Source organism: Faecalibacterium hattorii (assembly GCF_003287455.1).
GTDB classification, from domain to species: Bacteria; Bacillota; Clostridia; order Oscillospirales; family Ruminococcaceae; genus Faecalibacterium; species Faecalibacterium hattorii.
In genome coordinates, this window is the sequence record NZ_PRLC01000012.1 from 71,329 (window position 1) to 96,546 (window position 25,218).

Below are 25,218 nucleotides of genomic sequence, written 5' to 3' on the forward strand. Positions count from 1 at the left end.
TTCCACTCTGCGGGGCGTTGTTGTTGAAGGTTTTAGTTCTCGGCCAGATTGCCGGTGTAGAGCTGGTAATACTTGCCCTTTTTGGCGATCAGTTCGTCGTGGCTGCCGCGCTCGATGATGCGGCCCTGCTCCAGAACCGCGATGCAGTCGGCATTGCGGACGGTGGACAGGCGGTGGGCGATGACGAAGGAGGTGCGGCCATACATCAGGCCGTCCATACCGCGCTGGACCAGCGCTTCGGTGCGGGTATCGATGGAGGAGGTGGCCTCGTCGAGGATCAGCACCGGCGGGTCAGCGACCGCCGCGCGGGCGATGGCAAGCAGCTGGCGCTGGCCCTGCGACAGGTTGGCGCCGTCGTTGGTCAGCATGGTATTGTAGCCGTCGGGCAGACGCTTGATGAAGCCATCGGCGTTGGCCAGACGGGCGGCGGCGATGCACTCCTCATCGGTGGCTTCGAGGCGGCCGTAGCGGATGTTCTCCATGACCGTGCCGGTGAACAGGTGCGTCTCCTGCAGCACGATGCCGAGGGAGCGGCGGAGGTCGTCCTTCTTGATCTTGGAGATGTTGATGCCGTCGTAGCGGATCTTGCCGTCCGAGATGTCGTAGAAGCGGTTGATGAGGTTGGTGATGGTGGTCTTGCCCGCGCCGGTGGAGCCGACGAAGGCAATCTTCTGGCCGGGGCGGCCATAGAGGTTGATGTCGTGGAGGACGGTCTTTTCCGGCACATAGCCGAAATCGACGCCGGTGAAGGTGATGTCGCCTTCCAGCTTGTGATAGGTGGTGGTGCCGTCGTGGTGGGGGTGCTTCCACGCCCAGATGCCGGTGCGGTCGGAAGTCTCCACGAGGTTGTCGTCCTTGTCATACTTGGCGTTGACGAGGGTGACGTAGCCTTCATCGGTCTCGCTGGGTTCGTCCATCAGCTTGAAGATGCGCTCCGCACCGGCCAGTGCCATGATGATGCTGTTGGCCTGCATGGACACCTGACTGATGGGCATGTTGAAGCTCTTGTTCAGGGCGAGGAAGGCCATGACGGTGCCCAGAGTGGTGCCGCCGATGCCGCCGACGGCCATGGCTGCACCTGCCAGTGCGCAGACCGCGTAGCTGATATTGCCCAGCTGGGCGGTGACGGGCATGATGATGTTGGCGTAAGCGTTGGCCTGTTTTGCGCTGTCCTTGAGCTTATCGTTCAGCTCGCGGAAACCGGCCAGCGTTTTCTGCTCGTGGGTGAAGACTTTGACGACCTTCTGGCCCTCCATCATCTCTTCGATATAGCCGTTCACCTTGCCGAGGTCCCGCTGCTGGGCGATGAAGTACTTGCCGCTCATGGAGGTGATCTTCTTGGAGCAGAACAGCATCAGGGCCACCATGCACATGGTCACGACGGTGAGCTGCCAGCTCATCATCACCATGCTGGCGAAGACGGAGACGATGGTGATGGCGCTGGAGACCAGCTGCGGGATGCTCTGGCTGAGCATCTGGCGCAGGGTATCCACGTCGTTGGTGTACACGGACATGATGTCGCCGTGGGGGTGCTGGTCAAAGTACTTGATGGGGAGGCTTTCCATGTGAGTGAAAAGCTGGGTGCGCAGGTTGCGCAGGGTGCCCTGCGTTACGTTGACCATGATGCGGGCATTGAGCCAAGCGGCCAGCACGCCCACCGCGTAGATGCAGCCCACCCGGATCAGAGCCGCCGTCAGGGGGCCGAAGTCGGGAGCGGCCTGTTGGGTCATGGGGACGATGTAGTCGTCGATGAGGCTCTTGAGGAAGAGGCTGGCCTGAACATTGGCCAGTGCGCTGACCACGATGCAGATCAGCACGATGATGCAGTGGGGCAGATAGTGCTGGAACACTTCGCCCATGATCCGCTTGAGCAGAAGGCCGGGGTTTTCCACCTTCGGGCGGGGCTGCCCTGCGCCGCGGGGGCCGGGGCCGCGTACTTCTTTTGCCTGTGCCATTACTGCTCACCTCCCTGCTTGTCGAAGTCGCCGCTGCCTTGGGTCTGACTGTTATAAACTTCCTGATAAATGGTATTGCTCTTCAGCAGCTCCTCGTGGGTGCCAAGGCCGTTGATCTGGCCGTTGTCCAGCACCAGAATGCGGTCCGCATCCTGCACGGAGGAGATGCGCTGTGCGATGATGATCTTGGTGGTGCCGGGGATCTCTTCCCGGAACGCCTTGCGGATCTTGGCGTCCGTGGCGGTATCCACGGCGCTGGTGGAGTCGTCAAGGATCAGCACCTTGGGCTTGCGCAGCAAAGCGCGGGCGATGGTCAGGCGCTGTTTCTGGCCGCCGGACACATTGGAACCGCCCTGCTCGATCCATGTATTGTACTTGTCGGGGAAGCGCTCGATGAACTCATCGGCACAGGCGAGCTTTGCCACCCGGATGCACTCTTCCTCGCTGGCGCTCTCGTCGCCCCAGCGGAGGTTGTCGAGGATGGTGCCGGAGAACAGGACGTTCTTCTGCAGCACCATGGAGACTTCCCGGCGGAGGACGTCGAGGTTGTAATCCCGGACATCCACGCCGCCGACCTTGACGCTGCCGGTCTCCGGGTCGTACAGGCGGGGGATCAACTGCACAAGGCTGGATTTGGCGCTGCCGGTGCCGCCGATGATGCCCAAGGTCTCGCCGGGCTTGATGGTGAAGGTGATATCGTTCAAAACCGGCTGGCCGGAGCCGTGCTTGTACTTGAAGGTGACGTGGTCAAACTCGATGCCGCCGTCGGCTACGGTGCTGACCGGAGCCTTGGGGGCGGGCAGGTCGGTGGTCTCGTCCAGCACTTCCACGATACGGCGGGCGGAAGCGGCGGACATGGAGATCATGACGAAGGCCATGCTCAGCATCATCAGGGCCATGAGGATGTTCATGATGTAGCCGAACAGGGCGTTGAGCTGGCCGGTGGTAATGGAGCCGTTCAGCACGTAGTGGGCGCCGAACCAGCTCAGAGCGAGGTTGCAGCCATAAACCGAGACCAGCATGGCGGGGTTGTTGAAGCTCAGGCGGCTCTCGGCGCGGACGAACTGCTTGTACAGGCTCTCACAGGCATTGGTGTACTTCTCGTTCTCGAAGTGCTCGCGGACGAAGCTCTTGACCACGCGGATGGCGGAGATGTTCTCCTGCACCGAGGCGTTCAGGTTGTCGTAGTTCTTGAACACCCGGTCAAAGATGCCGAAGGTGGGGATCATGATGGAAGCCAGCACCGCCACGAGGAAGAGGATGGCCACCACGAACACCATGGTCAGCGAGCCGCTGATGGCCGACGCCATGATGAGGGCGAAGACCAGATGGACCGGGGCGCGCACGCACATCCGCTCGATCATCTGGAAGGCGTTCTGCACGTTGGTCACGTCGGTGGTCATGCGGGTGACAAGGCCCGCGGTGGAGTATTTGTCGATGTTGGAGAAGGAATAATGCTGGATGTTCTCGTACATTGCATCGCGCAGGTTGCCGGCAAGGCCGGTGGAAGCCTCTGCGGCGAATTTACCGGCCAGCACGCCCAGCAGCAGCGCCAACGCTGCCACCAAGAAGGTGAGCAGACCGTATTTGATGATGGCGTTCATATCGCCCTTTTCAATGCCCTGATCGATGATAAAGGCCATGATGGTGGGCAGCAGAACGTCCATGATCGCTTCCAGCGCGGAAAAGAGGGGTGTCAGGATCGCGGCGCGCTTGTACTCGCCCAGATGTGACACGAGCTTTTTGATCATCTGGTAGACCTCCTGTGAAATAATTTGTTTGACATGGAACAATTCTATACAGAACAATTAAAATGTCAATACGATTTTCCAAAGTTCGTAAAAATGTCATGAAAGCTGAAAAATCATACGGTTCCGTTTTTCAGCGCAGACCTTCCCGCAGCTTGTTCAGCAAGCGGAGCAGCTCGGCGTTCTCCTCCGGCGTCAGCAGCCCGGAGACGAATTCGTCGGTCTGGTGGAGGGAATGCATGGTCTTTTCGTGGAGCAGGGCCCCCTCCTCAGTCAGAACCAAGCGCTTGAGCCGGGCGTCCCGCGGCACGCTCTGGCGCTCGATGTAGCCTTTGCGCTCCATGAGCTGTAAGATGTTGGTCACGGTGGAGCGGGTGATGGAGAACTCCCGCTCGATGTCCCGCTGGTAGACGGGCTCCTCCTTGTGCCAGTACAGGTAGCTCATGATCCAGTCGTGCATGGGGGTCACGTTCTCGACCCCGTTTTCGCGGTGGAACTGGTTGATCTTGCGGAAGATCAGGTTGTTGACCCGGCGCATCTGGGCCGGGATGACCTGCGGCGGTTCCCATGGCGGGTTCGGCTCGCAGCAGCCGTGGTTCGTGGTTTCGTCACACATGATGGTTCATCCTCTGAATTGTTGGGAAATGGATTGTTTTGAACAAAACTGTTCGATACAATACTATTCTAGCGCTTGGATACAAGAAAGTCAAGAGGAAACAAGAAAACTCCCTCCGTCATCGCTGCGCGATGCCACCTCCCTCTAGGAGGGAGGCTTTTTAGGCCCCCTCACCGAGGGGGCTGGCACAGCGCAGCTGTGACGGGGGGAGTTGAATTTATTCTGCTTCGGCTTCCGCGATCCACACCCGGATGCTGTCGGGGCGGTCGGTCACGAAGCAGTCCGGCCCCAGCGGGAGGAGGGAGCGGACCACATTTTTGCTGTTCACGGTCCAGAACGCGACCTTGCAGCCGACGGCGTGGAGCTGGTTGACCAGCTCCGGGTTCTGGAACGCGGTGTGGTACTCGCAGCTCACGTAGTCCACCGGGAAGGAAAGGGACTGGACATAGGCGGCGGGGTCGGCCTGATCCGCCAAGGTGCCCACGATCTGCCGGACGCTCATCTGAGGGTAGAGGGCCGCAATGAGGGTCAGCTTGTCTGAAATGGTGCTGGCCACCAGCCCGGCCTGTTTTTTCAGCGAGGGGCAGTTCTCCTCGTCCAGCTCGCCGTCCATGCTGTTGACAAGGCCGAGGTCCTTCCAGAGGACTGGCGGCGGGAGCATCATGCTGGGCAGGGAGCCGAGGGTCAGGATGCCGACCCGGAGCTCCGGCATCAGCTCCTTGGCCTGTTGGAGCAGGTCGTGCCGGAAGGAGACGAGGAGCAGCCGCTCCCCAAGGCCGGAGGCCCGGATCTGCTCCACCACGCGGGGCACGAAGGCCGGATCCGGCAGGATGGGAGCTTTCAGTTCAAGCTGGACGGTGCAGCCCTCCAGCCCGCTGCAAAAAGCCAGCGCTTCGGCCAGCGTGGGCAGCTTTTCGGTGGTGAAGTCCACCCCGTTCCACTTGGTCAGGTCGATGTCTTCCAGCTCACCGAGGGTCAGGTCGTAGATCTTGGCCGAGATCTTGGTGCCGAGGTCGATGAGGTAGTCGTGATGGATGATAAGACCCTGATCCTTGGTCTGCTGCACATCCATCTCCACGCCGTCGGCACCGAGGACGATGGCGTTCTGGAAGGCGGTCAGGGTGTTTTCGGGTGCAAGGTAAGTTGCCCCACGGTGCGCGATGATCTCAGGCAAGGTCTTCACCGTCCGAGGCGATGACTTTCTTGTACCAGTAGAAGCTGTCCTTCCGGCTGCGGGTCAGAGTGCCGTTTCCGGCGTTGTCCTTGTCCACATAGATGAAGCCGTAGCGCTTCTTCATCTCGCCGGTGGAGGCGGAAACGAGGTCGATGGGGCCCCATGTGGTGTAGCCCAGCAGGGGCAGCCCGTCCTCGTTGATGGCCTTTTCCATCTGTTCGATGTGGGCGCGGAGGTAGTCGATGCGGTAGGAGTCGTGGATGGAGCCGTCCGGCTCCACGGTATCCACAGCGCCCAGACCGTTCTCCACGATGAACAGCGGCTTCTGGTAGCGATCGTAGAGGGTGTTCATGGTGATGCGGAGGCCCACCGGGTCGATGGCCCAGCCCCACTCGCTCGTCTTGAGGTAGGGGTTCTTAGCGGCCGCGCCGATGGCGTTGCCGTCGGCCTGTTCCATCAGCTCCTTGTTCACCGTGATGCAGCGGCTGGAATAGTAGCTGAAGGAGATGAAGTCCACGGTGCCCTCCCGCAGGGTCTGGTCATCCTCCGGCTCGGTGCGCAGCGCGATGCCGGCCCGCTCCATCCGCTTCTTGGCCCAGACGGGGTAGGCCCCGCGGGACTGGACGTCGATGAAGAAGTAGTTGTCGCGGTCGGCCTCGGCAGCGGCCTGAACGTCCTCCGGTGCGCAGGTGCGGGGGTAGAATTCGCCCGCAGCCAGCATACAGCCCACCATACAACCGGGCATGACCTCATGGGCTAGCTTGACGGCCTTGGCGCTGGCCACCAGCTCGTAGTGAGCGGCCTGATACTTGGCCTGTTCCACATTCTCGCCCGGCTCGAAGAGCAGACCGGCCCCCATGAAGGGCATGTGGAGCAGCATATTGATCTCGTTGAAGGTCAGCCAGTATTTGACCTTGCCCTTGTAGCGGTGGAAGAGGATGTCGCAGTAGTGGACGTAGGCGTCCACCATCCGGCGGTCTTTCCAGCCGCCGTACTTTTTAATAAGAGCAATGGGTGCATCGAAGTGGCAGATGGTCACCAGCGGTTCGATGCCGTACTTGTGGCACTCGTCGAAGAGGGCATCGTAGAAGGCGAGGCCCTCCTCGTTGGGTTCGGCGTCGTCGCCGTTCGGCAGGATGCGGGTCCACGCGATCGACAGCCGGTAGCACCGGAAGCCCATCTCGGCGAAGAGAGCGATGTCCTCCTTGAAATGGTGGTACATGTCGATGGCTTCGTGGGAGGGGTAGTAGTGCTCCGCGTCGCAGTCCAGCATCTTCAGCTTGCCGAACATCACCGGGAAGCGGTCCTCCCCGAAGGGGACCACGTCCACATTGGCCGGCCCGCGGCCGCCCTCGTTGTATGCGCCCTCGCACTGGTTGGCGGCGGTGGCACCGCCCCACAAAAAGTCTTTCGGGAATCTGCCCATGGAAAATTACCTCCTGTTCATAATGTCGTTACCCTCATTTTACCATGTTCTGCGGGGCCATTCAAGGACGAAAGTATGACTATTTCCGTCATTTTGACGAAAATCAGAGCGAAATTTTTGCAGTTTTCACGATAAAATCTGAAAAACGGCCCGATTTTCCTTCCATTCTGTTTCTTCCCAACGGACAGGAAGTATGGTAGACTTTAAGCAGAAGAAAACCACTATTAAGGAAACGGAGTGTTTTGCTATGCAGGAGTTTCAGCCTATCAAAGAGGGAAAGGTTCGCGAGATCTATGACAATGGCGACAGCCTGATCATGGTCGCGACCGACCGCATTTCCGCATTCGACGTGATCCTGAAAAATAAAGTGACCAACAAGGGCAAGGTCCTGACCCAGATGAGCAAATTCTGGTTCGACTACACCCGCGATGTCCTGCCCAACCATATGCTGAGCGTGGACACCAAGGATATGCCGGAGTTCTTCCAGCAGCCCCAGTTCGAGGGCAAGTGCATGAAGTGCCGCAAGCTGACCATGCTGCCCATCGAGTGCATCGTCCGCGGCTACATCACCGGCAGCGGCTGGGCCAGCTACCAGAAGACCGGCAAGGTCTGCGGCATCCAGCTGCCCGAAGGGCTGAAGGAGTCCGAAAAGCTGCCGGAGCCGATCTACACCCCTTCCACTAAGGCTGAGATCGGCGACCACGACGAGAATATCTCCTACGAGCAGAGCATCACCGTGCTGGAGAAGCAGTTCCCCGGCCACGGCGAGGAGTACGCCACCAAGCTGCGCGACTACACCATTGCCCTGTATAAGAAGTGCGCCGCGTATGCCCTGAGCCGCGGCATCATCATCGCTGACACCAAGTTCGAGTTCGGTCTGGACGAGAACGGCAATGTGGTGCTGGGCGACGAGATGCTCACCCCCGACTCCTCCCGCTTCTGGCCGCTGGAGGGCTACGAAGCCGGCCACGGCCAGCCCTCCTTCGACAAGCAGTTCGTCCGCAACTGGCTCAAGGCCAACCCCGACAGCAACTATGACCTGCCGCAGGATGTCATCGATAAGACCATCGAGAAGTACCTCGAAGCCTATGAGATGCTGACCGGCAAGAAGCTGTAAGGCACACCCTATATCAAACAAAAAGGCCGCTGTGCAGTTCAGAACGCTGCACGGCGGCTTTTGTGTTGTGATCCTGTGATCGCACTGCTGCAATTGCTTGCAACGGTTCTCCTTTTCTGATCCCATTCTATCGAATTTGGGGAGATTGTCAAGACGTCGAACGCTTCCTCTTGCAATTTTCCCCGGCGGATGATATGATAAGCACTGCATGTTCTGTACATGTGAAAATAAGACCAAGGAGCATTCTTTTTATGAAGATCATGGATCGTATTTTTTTCGCTGCGGCAGCGGCCGCACTGGCGGCCAGCCTGTTGGTGGGCTGCGGCGCGTCTTCGGCTGCCAGCAGCACCGCCTCTTCCGCTGCGTCCAGCGAAGCCGTTTCCTCTGTGGCCGCATCCGGCGAGGCGGTTTCTGAGGCTTCGGACGCCAAGATCAAGGCCCAGTTCACGGTGACCGGTGCCGATGGCGAGAGCCAGACCTTCGACCTTGAGGCGACCGACGGCGAGAAGCTGAGCGACGCGCTGGCCGAGGCGGGCATCATCAGCGAGGACGAGGCCGCTGCGGGCTTCGTCACCACCGTGAACGGCGAGACCGCCGACTGGGACAAGGACGCCGCTTGGTGGTGCCTGACCGACGCTTCCGGCGAGATGACCGCCGTGGGCGTGGCCGACATCCAGCTGCACGATGGAGACAGTTATGCCTTCACCTACACGAAGTAAGGAACCGATGCACAACAAGGTGCTGCGGCTGGTGCTCAGCGGCCTGATGGGGGCGCTGCTGGTGGTCAGCAAACAGGCCATGAGCGGCATCCCGAACGTAGAGCCGGTGACCCTGCTCATCATCCTTTTCGCGCTGGAGCTCCCCCGCGAGACGCCGGGGGCCGTTACGGTCTTTCTGGTACTGCAGGGCGTTTTGTACGGCTTCGGGCTGTGGTGGGCGATGTACCTGTATGTGTGGTATCTGCTGGCGGTGCTGGCGTGGCTGCTCCGCCGGATGGACAACGCTTTCGGCTGGGCCGTGTTCAGCGGGGCCTACGGCCTTTGCTTCGGCGGGCTGTGCGCAGCGGTGTATCTGGTGGCTAAGACCCCGGCGTTCGCGCTGAGCTGGTGGCTGAGCGGCCTGTCCTACGACGTCATGCACGGCGCGGGCAACTTCGTGATCATGCTGCTGCTCTACCGCCCCCTGCGCACTGCGCTGCAAACGGCGAAACGGCAGATCCGGCTATAACGAAAAAGGGGCTGCTGCATACTCCCTCCGGCATCGCGCAAGCGATGTCGGAAGGCGTTTTGCAGCAGCCTCTTTTGTTATCCTAAAATCTTTTCCAGCAGCCAGAGCAGAAAGCCGGGCACACCGGCCTGTTTCAGCAGCCAAAGCAGGATCGAGGACGAAACTGACAGCATGGGGGAGCGTCTCCTTTGCATTCGATTTGGGAGCGGCCCGCAACAGGCACCCCGTGATGAATACGAAGAAAACAGCCCCTCGATTGCTGGAAAATGTTACCACTTCACGTTGAAGGCGGACATGCCGGGGTAAACGGCACTGGCACCCAGATGCTCTTCGATGCGGAGCAGCTGGTTGTACTTGGCCACGCGCTCGGTGCGGCTGGGAGCACCGGTCTTGATCTGGCAGGTGTTCAGGGCCACGGCCAGATCGGCAATGGTGGTGTCCTCGGTCTCGCCGGAACGGTGAGAGCTGATGGCGGTGTAACCGGCCTTGTGTGCCATCTTGATGGCCTCCAAGGTCTCGGAGACGGAACCGATCTGGTTCAGCTTGATGAGGATGGCGTTGCCCGCACCCAACTGGATGCCCTTGGCAAGGCGCTCGGTGTTGGTGACGAACAGGTCATCGCCGACAAGCTGGACTTTGCCGCCCAGCTCGCGGGTCATCTCCTGCCAGCCTTCCCAGTCCTCTTCGTCCAGACCGTCCTCAATGGAGATGATGGGGTACTTCTCCACGAGGCTCTTCCAGTGGGCGATCAGCTCGCTGGAGGTGTACTCGGTGCCAGCCTTGGGCAGCTTGTAGAAGCCCTTGCCCTTGGGGCTCTTCCACTCGGAGGAGGCAGCATCCATGGCCAGCATGAAGTCCTTGCCGGGCAGGTAACCGGCCTTCTCGATGGCGGCCAGAATGGTCTCGATGGTCTCCTCGTCGCTGGAGAGGTTGGGTGCGAAGCCGCCCTCATCGCCGACGGAGGTGGCCAGACCCTTGGCCTTCAGGATGGCGGCGAGGGCATGGAAGACCTCAGCGCACCAGCGCAGGGCCTCCTTGAAGGAGGGTGCGCCCACGGGCATGATCATGAACTCCTGCGTGTCCACAGTGTTGGTGGCATGTGCGCCGCCGTTCAGGATGTTCATCATGGGGACGGGCAGACGGTTGCCGTTCACACCGCCGAGGAAGCGGTAGAGGGGCATGTCCAGCGAAGCGGCAGCGGCGCGGCATGCAGCGATGGACACGGCCAGAATGGCGTTTGCCCCCAGATTGGACTTATCCTTGGTGCCGTCGGCCTTCAGCATGGCAGCATCGACTGCGTAGATGTCGGAAGCGTCCAGCCCCACCACAGCATCGGCGATGACGGTGTTGATGTTCTCAACGGCCTTGGTCACGCCCTTGCCAAGATAGCGGCCCTTGTCGCCATCGCGAAGCTCCAGCGCCTCGAACTCGCCGGTGGATGCGCCGGAGGGGGCGCAGCCGCGGGCCACGGTGCCATCGGCCAGCGTGATCTCGGCTTCCACAGTGGGGTTGCCGCGGGAGTCCAAGATCTCGCGGCCGACAACAGATTCGATTTCCAGATAGTTCATACGAAAACCTCCCGGTAATGTTTTGAAAGCTATAGATAGTCAGTACTAACTAACCGCCTTTATCCTACCACGTCCTGCGCCCCGGCGCAAGAGGGAAAACGGATGTTTGCGGCTGTAAACATTATAAGAGTGCCCCGCCGCACCGGGAGCTATCCAGCGGCTTTGTACGCTTCTTGCATGAAAATGGCTTCTCATGGTATTTTATCGTACCTCCATCTGCACCCGGAAGGACAAAAATACGGCGCTGTAACTTTTTTGACATCCGTGAAAAGCGTTCATTTCAGGGTGAAACAAAGTGAACAAGATGAAAAAACATCCAAAAGCAACAGGGAAATTTTGTTTATTTTCACATGATTTGACGGAAATGTCCGCCGAAAGTATGGACGGTTTGTGAATTGCGGACTTTTCCAAAGGGGGCTATAATGAAACCACCGAGAGCAGAGCCGCTTTGAGGGAAGGGCTCTGCTTTCTGCATTTTCTGCAAATACTTCCAAACAGGAGGATATTCACTATGAAAAAGATGATCACTCGTCGTAACTTTCTGGCTGCTGCCGGTGTTGTGGCTGCTGCCGGTGTTCTGACTGCATGCGGCGGTTCTTCCAGCAGCGCTGCTGCTTCCGGTGCTGCTTCCGGTGCTGCTGCTTCCGGCGACACCATCAAGGTCGGCGTCCTCGGACCCCTGACCGGCGATGTTTCCGTTTACGGTCAGGCCGTTGTCAACGGTGCGACCCTGCGCCTGAAGCAGGCCAACGAGGAAGGCGGCATCAACGGCAAGCAGATCGAGATCATCTCCATGGATGAGCAGGGCGACCCCACGCAGGCTGTCACCTGCTTCACCAAGATGTGCGATCAGGGCATCACCGCTCTGGTGGGCGACGTTACCACCGCCCCCACGCTGGCCGTTGCTGCTGAGAGCGCGGACTACAACATGCCCATGGTCACCGCTTCTGCTACCGCAGAGTCCGTCACTTACGATGCCGAGACCGACACCGTGAATGGCAATGTCTTCCGTGCCACCTTCACCGACCCGTTCCAAGGTGTGAAGATGGCGGACTACGCTTGCCAGAAGCTCGGCTACACCAAGGCTGCCGTCATCTTCAAGAAGGGTGCCGACTACAACGAGGGTCTGGCGGAGAACTTCGTCAAGGAGTTTGAGGCACAGGGAGGCACCATCGTCGATCAGGAGAGCTACTCCGACGGCGACGTGGACTTCAAGACCCAGCTGACCAGCATCCTCGGCAAGGGCCCGGAGACCGTCTTCTGCCCCAACTACTATCAGGAAGTGGGCCAGATCCTTGCTCAGGCTGAGAGCATCGGCCTGACTGTTCCCTTCCTCGGCGGCGACGGCTGGGATGGTCTGGAAGGCTACGCCACCGCGGAGCAGCTGAAGGACAGCTACTTCTGCGCAAACTATGCAAAGGGCGCTTCTGCCGACTTCGAGAGCGCTTACAAGGCTGAGTACGGCGAGGATTACCCCAACGGTTTCGCTCCTCTGGGCTACGACGCCGCCACCACCGTGCTGTACGGCATTCAGGCTGCGGAGGACGCCGGTCTGGAGGCTGGCTCCGACGAGTACAAGCAGGCCGTCATCGACGCCATCGCGGGCGGCACCATCGAGGGCCTGACCGGCACCTTCACCTTCGACGAGCACCATGACCCCGTTAAGAGCACCGCCATCCTGACCTACATTGATGGCAAGCCGGAACTGAAGGAAATGTTCTGATTTCCCATCGAACCATTTGCGGAGACCGCCGGAACGGGTTGTCTCCGCTTTTTTGGTAAAAAAGTGTGATCCCCCGAAGGCGTGAAAACGCCGAAAAGAAAGGAAGTATCCATCCATGACAGTGTTTTTTAGCCAGCTGATCAACGGTCTTTCGCTCGGCAGCATCTATGCACTGATCGCGCTGGGCTACAGCATGGTGTACGGCATCATCCTGCTGCTGAACTTTGCCCACGGCGATATCATTATGGTGGGCGCGTACATGTCTTGGTTCGTGATGAACCAGCTTGGCCTCGGCCCGGTGACCGCAGTCTGCGCCACCATCATCGTCTGCACGCTGCTGGGCGTCGTGATCGAAAAGATCGCCTACACCCCGCTGCGCAGCGCGCCCCGCATCTCGCTGCTGATCACGGCCATCGGCGTCTCCTTCTTCTTGGAGTATACCGCAGAGCTCATCATGGGGTCCGGTGCCAAGGTCATCCCGGCCTATTTCGCCCCCAAGACCTTCTATGTCGGCAAGGTGCCTGTGGGCCTGACCTCCATCATCACGCTGGTGGTCACGGTGCTGTCCATGCTGGTGCTGACCTTCCTTGTCCAGAAGACCAAGCTCGGCAAGGCCATGCGCGCCGTCTCGGAGGATATGGACGCCGCCCGCCTGATGGGAATCAACGTCAACAGCACCATCTCCTTCACCTTTGCGGTGGGTTCGGCGCTGGCCGGCATCGGCGCGGTGCTGTACTGCTGCTCCTACCCGCAGGCAACGCCCACCATGGGTTCCATGCTGGGCCTGAAGGCCTTCGTTGCCGCCGTTCTGGGCGGCATCGGTTCCATGCCGGGCGCTATGATCGGCGGTATCGCCATCGGCCTGTGCGAGTGCTTTGTTTCCGCCATCGGCCTTTCCGCTTGGAAGGACGCCGTCACGTTTGCGATCCTGATCATCGTGCTGCTGGTCAAGCCCACGGGCTTCCTTGGCCGTCAGGTGCAGGAAAAGGTGTAAGGGGGATTGGAAGATGAATACGAAACGCAAAACCCTGAAAATGCCGGTCCGCTACCTGATGAACGCAGTGCTGGTGGCGCTGCTCTTCGTGGGGCTGTCCTACCTGACCCAGAACGTGCTGTCCACCTACCAGAACAAGGTCCTGCTGACCGTGGGCATCAACATCATTCTGGCGGTCTCCCTGAATGTTGCCACCGGCTATCTGGGCCAGCTGCCGCTGGGCCACGCCGGTTTCATGGCCGTGGGTGCTTACACCTGCGCCCTGTTCACCAAGTACTGCCCGCTGCCGGGCGGTATCTCCTTCGCCCTCGGTCTGGCGCTGGCGTGCGTCGTGGCGGGCCTGTTCGGCGTGCTCATCGGCATCCCGGCTCTGCGCCTGACCGGCGACTACCTCGCCATCCTGACGCTGGGCTTCGGCGAGATCATCCGCATCACCCTGAACAACATCGATGACGTGCTGGGCTTCAAGCTGTTCTACGGTGCCAAGGGCCTGAAGAACATCCCCAAATATTCGAACTACTGGAACGTCTTCCTCTGCGTGGTCATCACCTGCTTCGCCATCCATGCGATGATGAAGAGCCGCCATGGCCGCGCGGTCCTCGCCATCCGCGACAATGAGATCGCCGCCGAGAGCTGCGGCATCCAGACCACCTACTATAAGGTCATGGCCTTTGCCTTTTCGGCAGCCTTTGCCGGTCTGGCGGGCGGCCTGTACGCTTGCTATCTGGGCGTTCTGGACCCTTCCACCTTCGGCTTCATGAAGTCCATCGAGATCCTCGTCATGGTGGTTCTGGGCGGCATGGGCTCCATGCTGGGTTCCATCCTCTCCGCTACCGTGCTGACCATCCTGCCCGAAGCGACCCGCAGCTTTGAGAGCTACCGCATGGTGGTCTACTCGCTGGTGCTGATCCTGATGATGATCTTCCGCCCCGGCGGACTGCTGGGCAGCTACGACTTCTCCATGAGCCGCATCGTGGAGAAGATCATGAACGGTGAGCTGTTCCGCAAGAAGGAAAAGGAGGGCGAAGACCATGAGTGAGTTCCAGACAAGACTGAACAGTGTCCCCTCCGGCGGCTTCCTGACCGACCGCGACAAGGACAAAAAGCCTATCCTCGATGTGCGTGAGCTGGGCATCGACTTCGGCGGCCTGACCGCTGTGGACGGCTTCAACCTGATGATCGGCCGCAGCGAGATCACCGGCCTGATCGGCCCCAACGGCGCGGGCAAGACCACCGTCTTCAACCTGCTGACCAACGTTTATCAGCCCACCCGCGGCTCCATCCTGATCGACGGGATGCCCACGGCGGGCAAGAAGACCTATCAGGTCAACCGGATGGGCGTGGCCCGCACCTTCCAGAACATCCGCCTGTTCAAGGAACTGAGCGTCATCGACAACATCAAGGTCGGTCTGCACGAGTCCCTGAGGTACGATCTGGCCTCCTCCCTCCTCCGTCTGCCGAACTATTGGAAGGAAGAGAAGAAGTGCACCGAGCGTGCGCTGGAGCTGCTGGACATCTTCCACATGGCGGACCTCGCCAACGTTCCGGCGGGCAGTCTGCCCTACGGCGCACAGCGCCGCTTGGAGATCATGCGCGCGCTGGCCACCAGCCCGAAGCTGCTGCTTCTGGACGAGCCTGCCGCCGGTATGAACCCTTCCGAGACCGCTGAGCTGACCGAGACCATCCGCCGCATCCGTGACGACTTCAACATCGCCGTGCTGCTGATCGAACACGACATGAGCCTCGTCATGGGCATCTGCGAGGGCATCGCGGTGCTGAACTTTGGCCGCATCATCGCCAAGGGCACCCCGGACGAGATCCGCAACAACCCGCAGGTCATTGAGGCCTATCTGGGCAAGAAGGAGGGCTGACAGATGGCAGAATCTATGTTGAAAGTGGAGAACATCAACGTCTATTACGGCAACATCCACGCCGTCAAGAACGTCTCCTTCGAAGTCAACGAGGGCGAGATCGTCACCCTGATCGGCGCGAATGGTGCGGGCAAGTCCACCACCCTGAAGACCATTTCCGGTCTGCTCCACCCGAAGACCGGCGATGTGCTGTACAAGGGCAAGAGCATCAAGGGCGTCCGCGCCCATAAGATCGTGGAAGCGGGCCTTGCCCATGTGCCGGAAGGCCGCCACGTCTTTCTGCACATGACCGTGGAGGAGAACTTGGACATGGGCGGCTACACCCAGCCCGCTTCCACCATCGGCCCCAACAAGGAGAAGGTCTTTGAGCTGTTCCCCCGCCTGAAGGAGCGCCGTAAGCAGCTGGCCGGCACCATGTCCGGCGGCGAGCAGCAGATGCTGGCCATGGGCCGCGCTCTGATGAGCAACGCCTCCATGCTGATGATGGACGAGCCCTCCATGGGCCTGTCGCCCCTGCTGGTGCAGGAGATCTTCGACATCATCCGCAACATCCACAAGGAGGGCATGACCATCCTGCTGGTGGAGCAGAACGCGCAGATGGCCCTTTCCGTGGCCGACCGCGCCTACGTCTTGGAGACCGGCCGCGTCGTCATGGACGGCACCGGTGCCGAGCTGCTGACCAATGAGCGGGTCCGCAGCGCCTATCTGGGCGGCTGATCCTTTCCCCTCTATCAACAAGCAAGAAAACCCCGTACAGACGACCGGAGGGCCGCTGTACGGGGTTTTTTCTGCTAGAATCAGTTTATTTGCTGGCGATCATTTCGGTATAGGCCAGCACGAGGGGGCCGACGCCCTTGGCGTCGTTGCAGACGACGGGTTCGCTGAAGTAGTAGGCGAGGGAGCCGTCGCGGTGGTCTTTGCCGCCGAGGCCGGCGACGAGGCAGATGCCGCCCAGCTGCAAGCTGCCGTCCGGGTTCTTGGACAGGTACTTGTCGCAGGTGCCGTAGAAGGCTTTCTCAGCCCATGCGGCCATTCGCTTGGGCAGCAGACCCAGCCGCACGCCCTTGAGCACGGCGTAGGCGAAGAGGGCCGTGCCGCTGGTCTCAAGGTAGTTGCCCTCGATGCCGGGGTGGTCCATGACCTGCCAGAACATGCCGGTCTCCTCGTCTTGGAACTTGTGCACATCCTCAATGGTCTGTTTCAGCATGGCCTGAATGCCGCGGTACTCGTTGTACAACTGCTCGTCCATCCGCTCCAGCACGTCCACCATGGCCACCATGAACCAGCCCATCGCCCGCAGCCAGAAGTTCGGGCTGCAGCCGGTGACGGGGTCGGCCCAGTACATCTGGCGGCTCTCGTCGTAGCCGTGGTAATACAGGCCGGTCTTCTCGTCCCGCATATGCTTTTGGATGTTCATGAACTGCTTGTAGCTGTCGATGCAGCCCTGCATCTTGTTGAAGCGGGTCTCGTACTCCATGTAGAAGGGCTGGGCCATGTAGGTGCCGTCCAGCCAGACCTGCCACGGATAGATGTCCTTGTGCCAGAAGTTGCCCTCCTTGGTGCGGGGCTGGGTGGCAAGCTGGCTGCGGATCAGCTCAATGGCCTTGCGGTATTTTTCCTCTCCGTAGAGATCGTACAAAATAAACAGGTTTTTGCCCTGATTCACGTTGTCGAGGTTGTATTCCTTGGGGTCGTAGGTCTTGATGGAGCCGTCCGGCTGGACGAAGTAGTCGATGAACTGCTTGGAGAAATCGAGGTACTTCTTGTCGCCGGTGGTGTGGTAAAGGCTCAGGGTGGCGGTGACCATGCAGCCGTCGATGTAGTTCCACTTGTTCGGCTTGCCGCTGCGCACCTTTTCGATGTTCCACAGGGGGGCTTCGGCGCTGGAATTGGCGATCAGGTAGTCCACATAATCGCCCAGCATGGTGAGAATCTCTTCGTGGGTCATAGCTTAGTCCTCCTCAAAATGGCCGACGTTGGCAAAGCGCAGACGCTCGCCCTCGTAGCCTTCGATCTTGACGTTGTGCAGGTCGATTTCCTTGACGTTTTCGGCGTAGACGGCCAGCTTCTTGACGTGGGGGCGGTTGTCCGCCATGGCGGCCTGACCGGCCTCGGCGTTGGGGTCAAAGGTGATGGTGACGTTCTTCATGGAGACCCGCTCAATGGGCTGTTCGGGCAGACCGTCGAAGTAGCAGCCCGCGAACTGGGCGTCGGTGGCCACGATGTCCTCCATGGTCAAGCTGCCCAGCTTGGGGGTGTATTCGTCCACCGGCATGGCCTCGCGGCACTGGACATAGGGGCTGTGGCCGTCCGGGTCGCAGAAGTAGAACATGTTGATGACGAAGGGGGCCTTGACGCCCCGCATCTCCACGTTGCGGAACACCAGCCCGTCGATGACGGCGGTGTTGCCGCGGCCCCGGCGGGTCTTGACCCGCAGACCGCGGTCGGTGTGGTCCATGAGGCACTGGGTGACCACCATATCCTTGACGCCGCCGCTCATCTCGCTGCCGATGACGATGCCGCCGTGGCCCTTGTCCAGCAGACAGTTGCGGATGACGGTGTGCTCGCAGCTCTTTTTCAGCTTCATGCCGAGGAAGACCTTGCTGGCCTTCATGGCGATGCAGTCGTCGCCGACGTGGATGTTCACGCCGATGATGCGGGTGTACTCACAGCTTTCGGGGTCGATGCCGTCGGTATTGGGGGCGTTGTAGGGGTTGTTGATGTTGAAGTTCAGCAGATCAAGGTGCTTGACAAAGATGGGGTGGATGGTCCACGAGTAGCTGTTCTGCACTGTGATGCCGTGGAGGCAGACGTTCTCGCTGTCCACCATGGCGACGGCGCGGGGCCGCCATGCGATCCGCTTGACCTTGGGGTTCACCCACCAGTCGCCGTTCTGGGCGTCGCAGTCAAGGGTGCCCTCGCCGGTGACCACGACGTCGTGCACCTGCGTGATGTTCAGCAGCCCTGCAAAGCTGCTCAGGGGGTTGCCCTCCCAGCCGGTGAGGTAGTATTCGTCCACCTCGTTCTCGCTGGGCAGAACGCCGGGCAGGATGGGGTAGTGGGTGCGGTCGTTGTCGCCCAGCAGCACCGCGCCCTTTTCGAGGTAGAGGGTGGTGCAGCTCTTCAGAAACAGGCTGGACGTGCGGTAGCGGCCCGCGGGAACATAGACTGTGCCGCCCTTGGGGCAGGTGGAGAGGGCCGCCTGCAGTCTGCCGGTGTTGTCGGTCTCGCCGTCGGCCACGAGGCCGTAGCGGGAGGCATCCACGAAGAAGCTCTCGTCTTCGGTGCGGAAGGCAAGGGTCAGGGTCTCGCCCTCGGCCTCCACGGAGACGGTGTAGTCGGTGGCGGGGGCGAGGGAGAAGAGGGAGAACACGTTGGTGTTCTGCGCCTCATAGACGGCCTCGCCGTTCAGCAGCACCCGGAAGGGGTGGGCGGGGCGGAAGCACAGGCCGTTTTCCAGCTCGAAAACGGCGCTGCGGGTCATGGAGCGGATCAGGGACAGTTTCATAAAATCAGAACCTCCTTGGGGTTTCGGCTTGCCCGCACGGGGCGGACGTGATACACTGAAGAAAATGCGAAAAGCGGGGAAGTACCAATGAAGGCGGAACGCGAAAAACTGAACGCAAAGACCGTGGCGGCCCAGCTGCGGCTGACCAACGGCGAATACCAGCTGCAGGAAGGGGAGGATATCTGCCGCATCCTGCTGGTGTCCGCCAGCAGCTGCACTCTCCAGCGGGGGGAGGAAGCGGTGCTGGTCAACCCCGGCTGCGTGCTGCTGCTGGGGCCGGGGGGCGGCGTGCTGCGCCAGACGGGCCATCTGCCCCCGGAGCTGACGGGCTGCCGGTTCCCGGCGGCGGTGCTGCCGGAGCTGAAGGGCGTGATGCAGCGGGATTTCGGCCCACTGTTCGAGCCGGGCAGCCAGATGGTGCTGTACGGGCCGGTGCAGTGGTCCAGCCGTCTGCGCACCCTGCTGAACCTGATGCGGAGCGCGGCGGGCGAGCCGGACAGCCCCGGCATGATCTACCTGTCGCTGCTGCTGCACTATGTGGAGCAGGAGTGCAAGGCCGAGCGCTCCTCGGCCCGGCCACGGAACGAGACGGTGGAACAGATCTGCGCCTACCTCGCCGCGAACTATCCGCAGAAGTTCTCCCTTACCGATGTGGCGGCGCGGTTCTACCTCTCGCCCTACTACCTGAGCCGGTTGTTCCGGCGGGTCACGGGCCAGTCCATCGTGGATTACATCAATGGCCGCCGCATCGAGGCGGCGCAGCACCTGCTGGAGACCACCGACCTGAACATCAGCGCCGTGGCCGAGCAGACGGGCTTTGCCTCCGCCGCCCACTTCCGCCGCGTCTTCCGCGAGACGATGGGCGTGGGGCCATTGCAGTACCGCAAGAGCAACCGCTGAAAAGAAACGCCCCCTGTGCCGTGTGCACAGGGGGCGTTTTGCGTTACGTCAGAAAGTTCCGCAGGAAGAGGAGCGCTTAGCCCTTGACAGCACCGGCGGAGATGCCCTCGACGAACTGATCCTGTGCACAGAAGAAGACGATCAGCTGCGGCAGGATGGAGATCAGGGACAGAGCCAGAATGCGGTTCCATGCAAAACCGGTATCACCGTCCATAGACAGCTTGACGAACAGGGACATCGGGTACTTTGCGGGGGTCTGCACATAAAGCAGCGGGCCCATGAAGTCGTTGCAGCTCCACATGAACTGGAACAGTGCGCAGGACACCAGAGCGGGCATCAGCATGGGGACGATGACCTTGTACAGGGTCTGGAAGGAGTTGCAGCCGTCGATGGCGGCAGCCTCGTCCAGATCACGGGGGACGTTGCGCATGAACTGCACCAACTGGTAGACGAAGTAGGTCTCAGTTGCAAATGCACAGTGGACCCAGATGGCCAGATAGAACGGGCTGTTGACCCAGCCGAACTTGGTGTACAGCAGGAACTGAGGAACGTTCAGAACGACCTGCGGCAGGAACAGGGTGGCCAGCATGATGCTGAACAGGATCTTCCGGCCGGGGAAGTCGAAACGGCCGAAGCCGTAGGCTGCGATGCAGGAGGAGACCACCGTGCAGATGACCTTGGGCAGAACGTAAGAGTAGGTGTTCAGCATGGCCTGCAGGATGTTGATGGAACCGCCGAAGTTGTTCAGCGCGTTCCTATAACCCTCCAGCGTGGGGTTCTTGATCCACAGGCCGATGCCTGCAAAGATCTCGCTGTTGTCCTTAAAGGTGGCGCTGACCATCCACAGCAGGGGATAGATCATGATGAGGCCGACCAAAATCAGGACGAAGTACTTGAAAAACGTCGCGATGGCGTTGGATGCTTTCATTCCCATACTGTCACACCTTACCTTTCATCCGAGTAGTAGACCCACTTCTTCTGGCTGGTGAAGGCGATGATCGTCAGGATGCAGACGATGACGAACATGATCCATGCCAGAGCGGAAGCCATGCCCATCTGGTTGGACTTGAAGGCGTAGTTGTAAACCAGAATGGAAATGAGGGTGGTGGAGTTGCGCGGGCCGCCGTTGGTGATGATGAAGGGGCCGTTGAACTCTTGGAATGCTTGGCAGATCTGGGTGACCAGATTGTAGAAGATGATGGGGGTGATCATGGGAACGGTGATGGAGAAGAACTGCTTCCACTTGCCAGCGCCGTCGATGGTGGCTGCTTCGTACAGGTCTGCGGGCACGCCCTTCAGAGCAGCGAGGAACAGGACCATGGCGGAGCCGAACTGCCAAATGCGCAGGAAGCAGATGATCCACAGCGCATAGTTGGGGTCGCTCAGCCAAGAGGGGCCCTGTGCGTTGCCGAAGGTGACGGCGCGGATGATGGTGTTGACCAGACCGTCATCGCGGAAGACCGCCTTCCACAGAACGGCGATGGCAACGGAGCCGCCCAGAATGGACGGGATGTAGTAGACGGTACGGAACAGGTTCACGCATGCGATCTTGAAGTTCAGGATGTAGGCGATGAACAGAGCGAAGATCAGCTTCAGGGGCACGGTGACGAAGGCGTACTTGAAGGTGGTGATCAGCGCCTTGGTGATCTTGGCATCGGTGAAGGCTTCGATGTAGTTCATCACGCCGTACTCATGGATGCCGTTGAAGAAGTTCATGTCGGTGAAACTGTAGTACAGCGACTGACCGAAGGGGATGGCCTTGAACACGACGAAGCCGATGATCCAAGGGATCAGGTAGAACAGGCCCTGCCACTTATCGAAGAACTTCTGGGCCGGGGTGCGCCCCAGAGAGGGGGCTTTGCTTTCTTTCATCCGGGAATCCTCCTTTTTGTGGGAATTCATGTGTGACAAATTCCGCGCGTCACACATTGGAAACAGATTTGTCAGAGAATTGTTACAAGCTCCTGACAAAAAAGGGGCATCGGGCCTACGGGCGGTCGATGCCCCTTGTATGTACCTAAAAAATCAGGTCAGGAGTGCAGAGATCACACGTTGTAACCCACAGCGGACATGCCATCCAGCAGGGTGTCAACGACATCTGCGCCGGAAGCGTTGTCGTAATCGACGGTATCGAAGACTTCCTGATACACGCCGGTGCCGGTAGCCTTCAGATCGGAAGACTCGAACAGGGGATCCAGCTGGCAGGAAACAAAGCTCATGACCTTGTCGTTTGCCTCGGCGACCAGATCGTTGATCTTACCGGCAGCCTGAGCGGTAGCCAGACCAGCCTTGGAAGCGGGGACACCGCACTCGGAGCCCATGATGGCAGCGCCGTCACCGTTCCACAGGTACTCGATCAGGGTAGCAGCCTCAGCGGGGTTCTTGCAGGTCTTGGTGATGGCCATGCCCATGGAGACCTTGGAGAAGCCGCCGTTGTAATCGCCGAACTTGATCTCCTCACCAACGGTGAAGCCAGCCTTGTTGTCTTCGTCCAGAGCGTCCTGATACTTGGAAGCAGCGGAATCCCACTCGAAGATGCCGGCAATCTTGCCGGTGATCCACTCGTTGGACTGGTGGGTAGCACCGTCACCGTTTGCACCGTAGTAGGTGGGCAGCGGCATGATGACGTGGCCATCGACGAGGCTCTTGATGAAGTCGATGCCCTCGGCGATCTCATCAGCGGTGTAGTTCAGGGTAGAGGTGGTGGGATCTGCCCAGTCCTTGCCGTACTTGGACTCGAGGTAGAACACCATCAGGATCATACGGTCGTATGCGCCGAGGTGCAGGGGATAGTAATCATCGCCCAGCTTCTCTTTGAAGGTCTTACCGGCATTCATCAAGTCGTCCAGAGTCTTGGGAACCTCGGTGATGCCGGCCTTGTTAAAGGTGGTCATGTTCCAGTAGAAGATACGGCCGGTCATGGAGATGGGCACGCACTGCTGTGCATTTGCCACATTGCAGGCACCCAGCTTGGCGTCGTCCCACTGGGTCAGATCAAGGTAATCGGTGACGCTGTTCAGATCAATAAAGGTCTGGCCGTTGCCGGAGTAGTTGTACAGCCAGTTCCAGTTGATCTGGCAGACATCCTCAGCCACGCCGCCTGCAAACTTGGTGGACATGGTGTCCTCCCAGCCGGACCATGCAGCGAAGGTGGGGTTGACGGTGATGTTGCTGTGCTCAGCAGAGAAAGCCTTGATGGCGTCCTGATAAGCGTTGTGACGGGACTCACCGCCCCACCAGCTCATCGTCAGGGTGACAGGATCCGTGCTCAGACCGGCAACGGACTCAGCAGCTGCTGCGGAAGAAGCAGTAGAAGAAGCTGCGGTGGAGTTGGAGCTGCCGCCGCATGCGGCCAGCAGACCGGCAGCGCCCACAGCGCCGGTGACCTTCAGGAAATCACGACGAGAAATTGCCTTGCTCATTTTTGTTCTCCTCCTAATACAGAAAACATTGTTCACGGCCTTATCTGCAAAAGGCTCGTTGTATACAATTATGATAACAAAAGAAACTGGAAAAAGAAAGATGTAAATTGAAGAGAAGCTCTCAAAAAACGAACAAATATTGCTCTCATAAAATTCGCTGATTTGACGTCATTGCCGAAATGAATAAACTTGAGCGAAAAAACTGTGCAACATGTATACTTCGACAGATTGCATAGAAAATGGGGAAGAGAGTCGGGAAAACCCCCTAAAAATGCAATATTTTTGTAATCTTTTCAGAAAAATGCGTGGTTGTGTTGTGTACAACATGTGGAAAAGTTTACGACACGCGCGAAACGCAAACTGATATATCAATAGCGCAAAAAACGCGCGAAGTTGGATACAACTGATATATCACCTTGCGGAAAGGACATGAAAAAGAGCGTTTCCCACGCAAAAGGGAAACGCTCCAAAACGAATAGAATTTTCATGAAAAGGCCAAACAAGAACGCCAGACCGCTTACTTTGCGGCGCGGCGGGCGTAGAAGGCGCGCCGCTCCCGGAAGTAGCACTGGGGGCACATGCTGACGTACTGGACGTCGTTTTCCAGATCAATGGCGACCTGTTCGCCCTCAAACACGAACTGGCCGTTGACCTTGCGGCAGTTGCAGGTGGCCTTGCGGCCGCAGGTGCAGATGGTCTTCATCTCCTCGATGGTGTGGGCCAGCTCCAGCAGCCGGGTGGAACCGGGGAAGCCTTTGAGGGAAAAATCCGACCGCAGACCGTAGCAAATGACCGGGATGTTCAGATCCACCGTCACCATGAAGAGCTGCTCGGCCTGTTTGGGGGTGAAGAACTGGCTCTCGTCGCAGAGAACACAGGCCAGCTTCTGCTGGCGGCTGGCCGTGCGGACCGCCTCGAAGACGTCTACCTCCGGCGGAACCAGCAGGTCGGCCTTGCGCCGCACGCCGAGGCGGCTCACCAGCTCGTCGCCGCCCTTGGTGTCCACCTGCGGTTTCAGGATCAGCACCTGCATCCCCTGCTCTTCGTAGTTGTGCGCCACCTGCATCAGGGCGGTGCTCTTGCCGCTGTTCATTGCGCCGTAACGGAAATATAGCTTTGCCATGAAGTCTCCTTATAAAGAGGCTGCTGCAAAACTCCCCCAGTCACGGCACCTGCCGTGACAGCCTCCTCGGAGAGAGGGCCTTGCCTCCCTCCTAGAGGGAGGTGGCATCGCGTAAGCGATGACGGAAGGAGTGTTTGCAACAGCCGATCGTTCCTATTACAGTATAGACTCAATCCTGATTGCGCAGTCGATAGCCGAGGCTCATCAGGCTGTCGCCGAGGTGGACGTTCTCGACCACGACTTCGGGGTAGGGCACCGAGAGGTCATAGTGGGAGAAATTCCAGAAGCCCTTGATGCCCATGCCGACCAGACGGCCGCTCAGCTCCTCGGCTCCGCTGCGGGGCACGCAGAGAACGGCTACTTCCGGCTTGTGCTCGGCGCAGAAGTCTTCCAACTGGTCCACATGCAGGATCTGGATGCCATTGATCTCCTTGCCCACCTCTTCGGGGGAGTTGTCGAAGGCAGCGATCAGCTTGTAGCCGTTGGTGTCGGTGGTGATGAAGCGGCTGACCGCTTTGCCCAAGCGGCCGCAGCCGATGAGGATGGTGGGCAGTAGGTCCCCGTTGCCGAACAGCAGGTGCTCCAAGATGTTGAGCAGGTTTTCGACCGAGTAGCCGATGCCCTGTCGGCCATTCACGTCGCCGAGGCAGTTGAAATCCTGCCGCACCTGCGAGGCCGTGGTGCCCATCTGGGCGGCCAGCTCACGGGACGAAATGCTGGTGATGCCGTCGGTCTTCAGCGTGCGCAGATAGCGGTAATACTTGGGCAGACGCTTGATCACCGGAAGAGATGCTTTACCGGGAGTGTTCATGGATGGGTTCTCCTTTCATCCTAAGGTGCCGGGTT

At 59.6% G+C, this 25,218-nt stretch carries 23 protein-coding genes; 10 read left to right on the plus strand and 13 right to left on the minus strand.

The genetic code is table 11. The features are described 5' to 3' along the window. Window positions 1-32: 32 nt before the first annotated feature. The 5 genes from C4N23_RS09405 to C4N23_RS09425 all read right to left on the minus strand — a co-directional run bounded on the left by C4N23_RS09405 (window position 33) and on the right by C4N23_RS09425 (window position 6,919). The gene (locus C4N23_RS09405; protein WP_112145598.1) at window positions 33-1,955 is read right to left on the minus strand and encodes an ABC transporter ATP-binding protein; all 1,923 of its coding nucleotides are present in this window, start codon (window positions 1,953-1,955) and stop codon (window positions 33-35) included. Next, the gene (locus C4N23_RS09410; RefSeq protein WP_112145600.1) at window positions 1,955-3,706 is read right to left on the minus strand and encodes an ABC transporter ATP-binding protein; all 1,752 of its coding nucleotides are present in this window, start codon (window positions 3,704-3,706) and stop codon (window positions 1,955-1,957) included. Before C4N23_RS09410 ends, C4N23_RS09405 begins: the two co-directional genes overlap by 1 nt. A 130-nt stretch (window positions 3,707-3,836) precedes the next feature. Then, on the minus strand, window positions 3,837-4,319 hold the full coding sequence (locus tag C4N23_RS09415; RefSeq protein ID WP_055190771.1) for a MarR family winged helix-turn-helix transcriptional regulator: 483 nt from the start codon (window positions 4,317-4,319) through the stop codon (window positions 3,837-3,839). Between the two features lie 217 nt (window positions 4,320-4,536). Then, window positions 4,537-5,502 (minus strand): glycerophosphodiester phosphodiesterase, encoded by a 966-nt coding sequence (locus C4N23_RS09420; protein ID WP_112145602.1) that lies wholly within the window; start codon window positions 5,500-5,502, stop codon window positions 4,537-4,539. Then, a complete protein-coding gene (locus C4N23_RS09425; protein WP_112145605.1) occupies window positions 5,486-6,919 on the minus strand; it encodes a 6-phospho-beta-glucosidase in 1,434 nt (477 codons plus the stop codon). The genes C4N23_RS09420 and C4N23_RS09425 overlap by 17 nt, the downstream gene beginning before the upstream one ends. A 247-nt stretch (window positions 6,920-7,166) precedes the next feature. Between C4N23_RS09425 and C4N23_RS09430 the strand changes: the two genes are divergently transcribed. The 3 genes from C4N23_RS09430 to C4N23_RS09440 all read left to right on the plus strand — a co-directional run bounded on the left by C4N23_RS09430 (window position 7,167) and on the right by C4N23_RS09440 (window position 9,263). Next, complete coding sequence (locus C4N23_RS09430) at window positions 7,167-8,036, plus strand: phosphoribosylaminoimidazolesuccinocarboxamide synthase (RefSeq protein WP_055190778.1); 870 nt, start codon at window positions 7,167-7,169, stop codon at window positions 8,034-8,036. Between the two features lie 251 nt (window positions 8,037-8,287). After that, the gene (locus tag C4N23_RS09435; RefSeq protein WP_055190780.1) at window positions 8,288-8,755 is read left to right on the plus strand and encodes a DUF4430 domain-containing protein; all 468 of its coding nucleotides are present in this window, start codon (window positions 8,288-8,290) and stop codon (window positions 8,753-8,755) included. Further along, window positions 8,733-9,263, plus strand: coding sequence for a hypothetical protein (locus C4N23_RS09440; RefSeq protein WP_242983764.1), 531 nt, complete (start codon window positions 8,733-8,735; stop codon window positions 9,261-9,263). The genes C4N23_RS09435 and C4N23_RS09440 overlap by 23 nt, the downstream gene beginning before the upstream one ends. A 269-nt stretch (window positions 9,264-9,532) precedes the next feature. On the opposite strand, the gene eno is transcribed toward C4N23_RS09440, so the two are convergent. Next, complete coding sequence (gene eno / locus C4N23_RS09445; protein WP_112145608.1) at window positions 9,533-10,831, minus strand: phosphopyruvate hydratase; 1,299 nt, start codon at window positions 10,829-10,831, stop codon at window positions 9,533-9,535. Window positions 10,832-10,933: 102 nt separating this feature from the next. Here eno and C4N23_RS09450 point away from each other — a divergent pair, with 102 nt between their 5' ends. From C4N23_RS09450 to C4N23_RS09475, 6 genes are all read left to right on the plus strand, one after another. After that, a complete protein-coding gene (locus tag C4N23_RS09450; protein WP_112145610.1) occupies window positions 10,934-11,185 on the plus strand; it encodes a hypothetical protein in 252 nt (83 codons plus the stop codon). Window positions 11,186-11,342: 157 nt separating this feature from the next. After that, window positions 11,343-12,554 (plus strand): ABC transporter substrate-binding protein, encoded by a 1,212-nt coding sequence (locus C4N23_RS09455; RefSeq protein WP_112145612.1) that lies wholly within the window; start codon window positions 11,343-11,345, stop codon window positions 12,552-12,554. Between the two features lie 115 nt (window positions 12,555-12,669). After that, complete coding sequence (locus C4N23_RS09460) at window positions 12,670-13,548, plus strand: branched-chain amino acid ABC transporter permease (RefSeq protein WP_055190788.1); 879 nt, start codon at window positions 12,670-12,672, stop codon at window positions 13,546-13,548. A 13-nt stretch (window positions 13,549-13,561) separates the two neighbouring features. Continuing rightward, entirely contained in the window at window positions 13,562-14,587 is a 1,026-nt protein-coding gene (locus tag C4N23_RS09465) for a branched-chain amino acid ABC transporter permease (protein WP_055190790.1), read from the plus strand. Next, entirely contained in the window at window positions 14,580-15,419 is an 840-nt protein-coding gene (locus C4N23_RS09470) for an ABC transporter ATP-binding protein (protein ID WP_055190792.1), read from the plus strand. Before C4N23_RS09465 ends, C4N23_RS09470 begins: the two co-directional genes overlap by 8 nt. Before the next feature lie 3 nt (window positions 15,420-15,422). Further along, complete coding sequence (locus C4N23_RS09475; protein WP_181567106.1) at window positions 15,423-16,136, plus strand: ABC transporter ATP-binding protein; 714 nt, start codon at window positions 15,423-15,425, stop codon at window positions 16,134-16,136. A gap of 85 nt (window positions 16,137-16,221) precedes the next feature. Here the strand turns inward: C4N23_RS09475 and C4N23_RS09480 are convergent, their stop codons facing one another. Further along, window positions 16,222-17,367: a glycoside hydrolase family 88/105 protein gene (locus C4N23_RS09480; protein WP_055190794.1), complete on the minus strand. Its 1,146-nt coding sequence runs from the start codon at window positions 17,365-17,367 to the stop codon at window positions 16,222-16,224. A gap of 3 nt (window positions 17,368-17,370) precedes the next feature. Further along, on the minus strand, window positions 17,371-18,927 hold the full coding sequence (locus C4N23_RS09485) for a glycoside hydrolase family 28 protein (RefSeq protein WP_112145614.1): 1,557 nt from the start codon (window positions 18,925-18,927) through the stop codon (window positions 17,371-17,373). 87 nt (window positions 18,928-19,014) lie between these two features. Between C4N23_RS09485 and C4N23_RS09490 the strand changes: the two genes are divergently transcribed. After that, a complete protein-coding gene (locus C4N23_RS09490; protein WP_112145616.1) occupies window positions 19,015-19,827 on the plus strand; it encodes an AraC family transcriptional regulator in 813 nt (270 codons plus the stop codon). Window positions 19,828-19,903: 76 nt separating this feature from the next. On the opposite strand, the gene C4N23_RS09495 is transcribed toward C4N23_RS09490, so the two are convergent. The 5 genes from C4N23_RS09495 to C4N23_RS09515 all read right to left on the minus strand — a co-directional run bounded on the left by C4N23_RS09495 (window position 19,904) and on the right by C4N23_RS09515 (window position 25,183). Beyond that, complete coding sequence (locus C4N23_RS09495; RefSeq protein ID WP_112145618.1) at window positions 19,904-20,761, minus strand: carbohydrate ABC transporter permease; 858 nt, start codon at window positions 20,759-20,761, stop codon at window positions 19,904-19,906. Window positions 20,762-20,772: 11 nt separating this feature from the next. After that, a complete protein-coding gene (locus tag C4N23_RS09500; RefSeq protein WP_112145620.1) occupies window positions 20,773-21,699 on the minus strand; it encodes a carbohydrate ABC transporter permease in 927 nt (308 codons plus the stop codon). A 173-nt stretch (window positions 21,700-21,872) separates the two neighbouring features. Continuing rightward, window positions 21,873-23,249, minus strand: coding sequence for an ABC transporter substrate-binding protein (locus C4N23_RS09505; RefSeq protein WP_112145622.1), 1,377 nt, complete (start codon window positions 23,247-23,249; stop codon window positions 21,873-21,875). A 517-nt stretch (window positions 23,250-23,766) separates the two neighbouring features. After that, complete coding sequence (locus C4N23_RS09510; protein ID WP_097839935.1) at window positions 23,767-24,372, minus strand: thymidine kinase; 606 nt, start codon at window positions 24,370-24,372, stop codon at window positions 23,767-23,769. 169 nt (window positions 24,373-24,541) lie between these two features. Continuing rightward, window positions 24,542-25,183, minus strand: coding sequence for a redox-sensing transcriptional repressor Rex (locus tag C4N23_RS09515; protein WP_112145624.1), 642 nt, complete (start codon window positions 25,181-25,183; stop codon window positions 24,542-24,544). Between the last annotated feature and the right edge of the window lie 35 nt (window positions 25,184-25,218).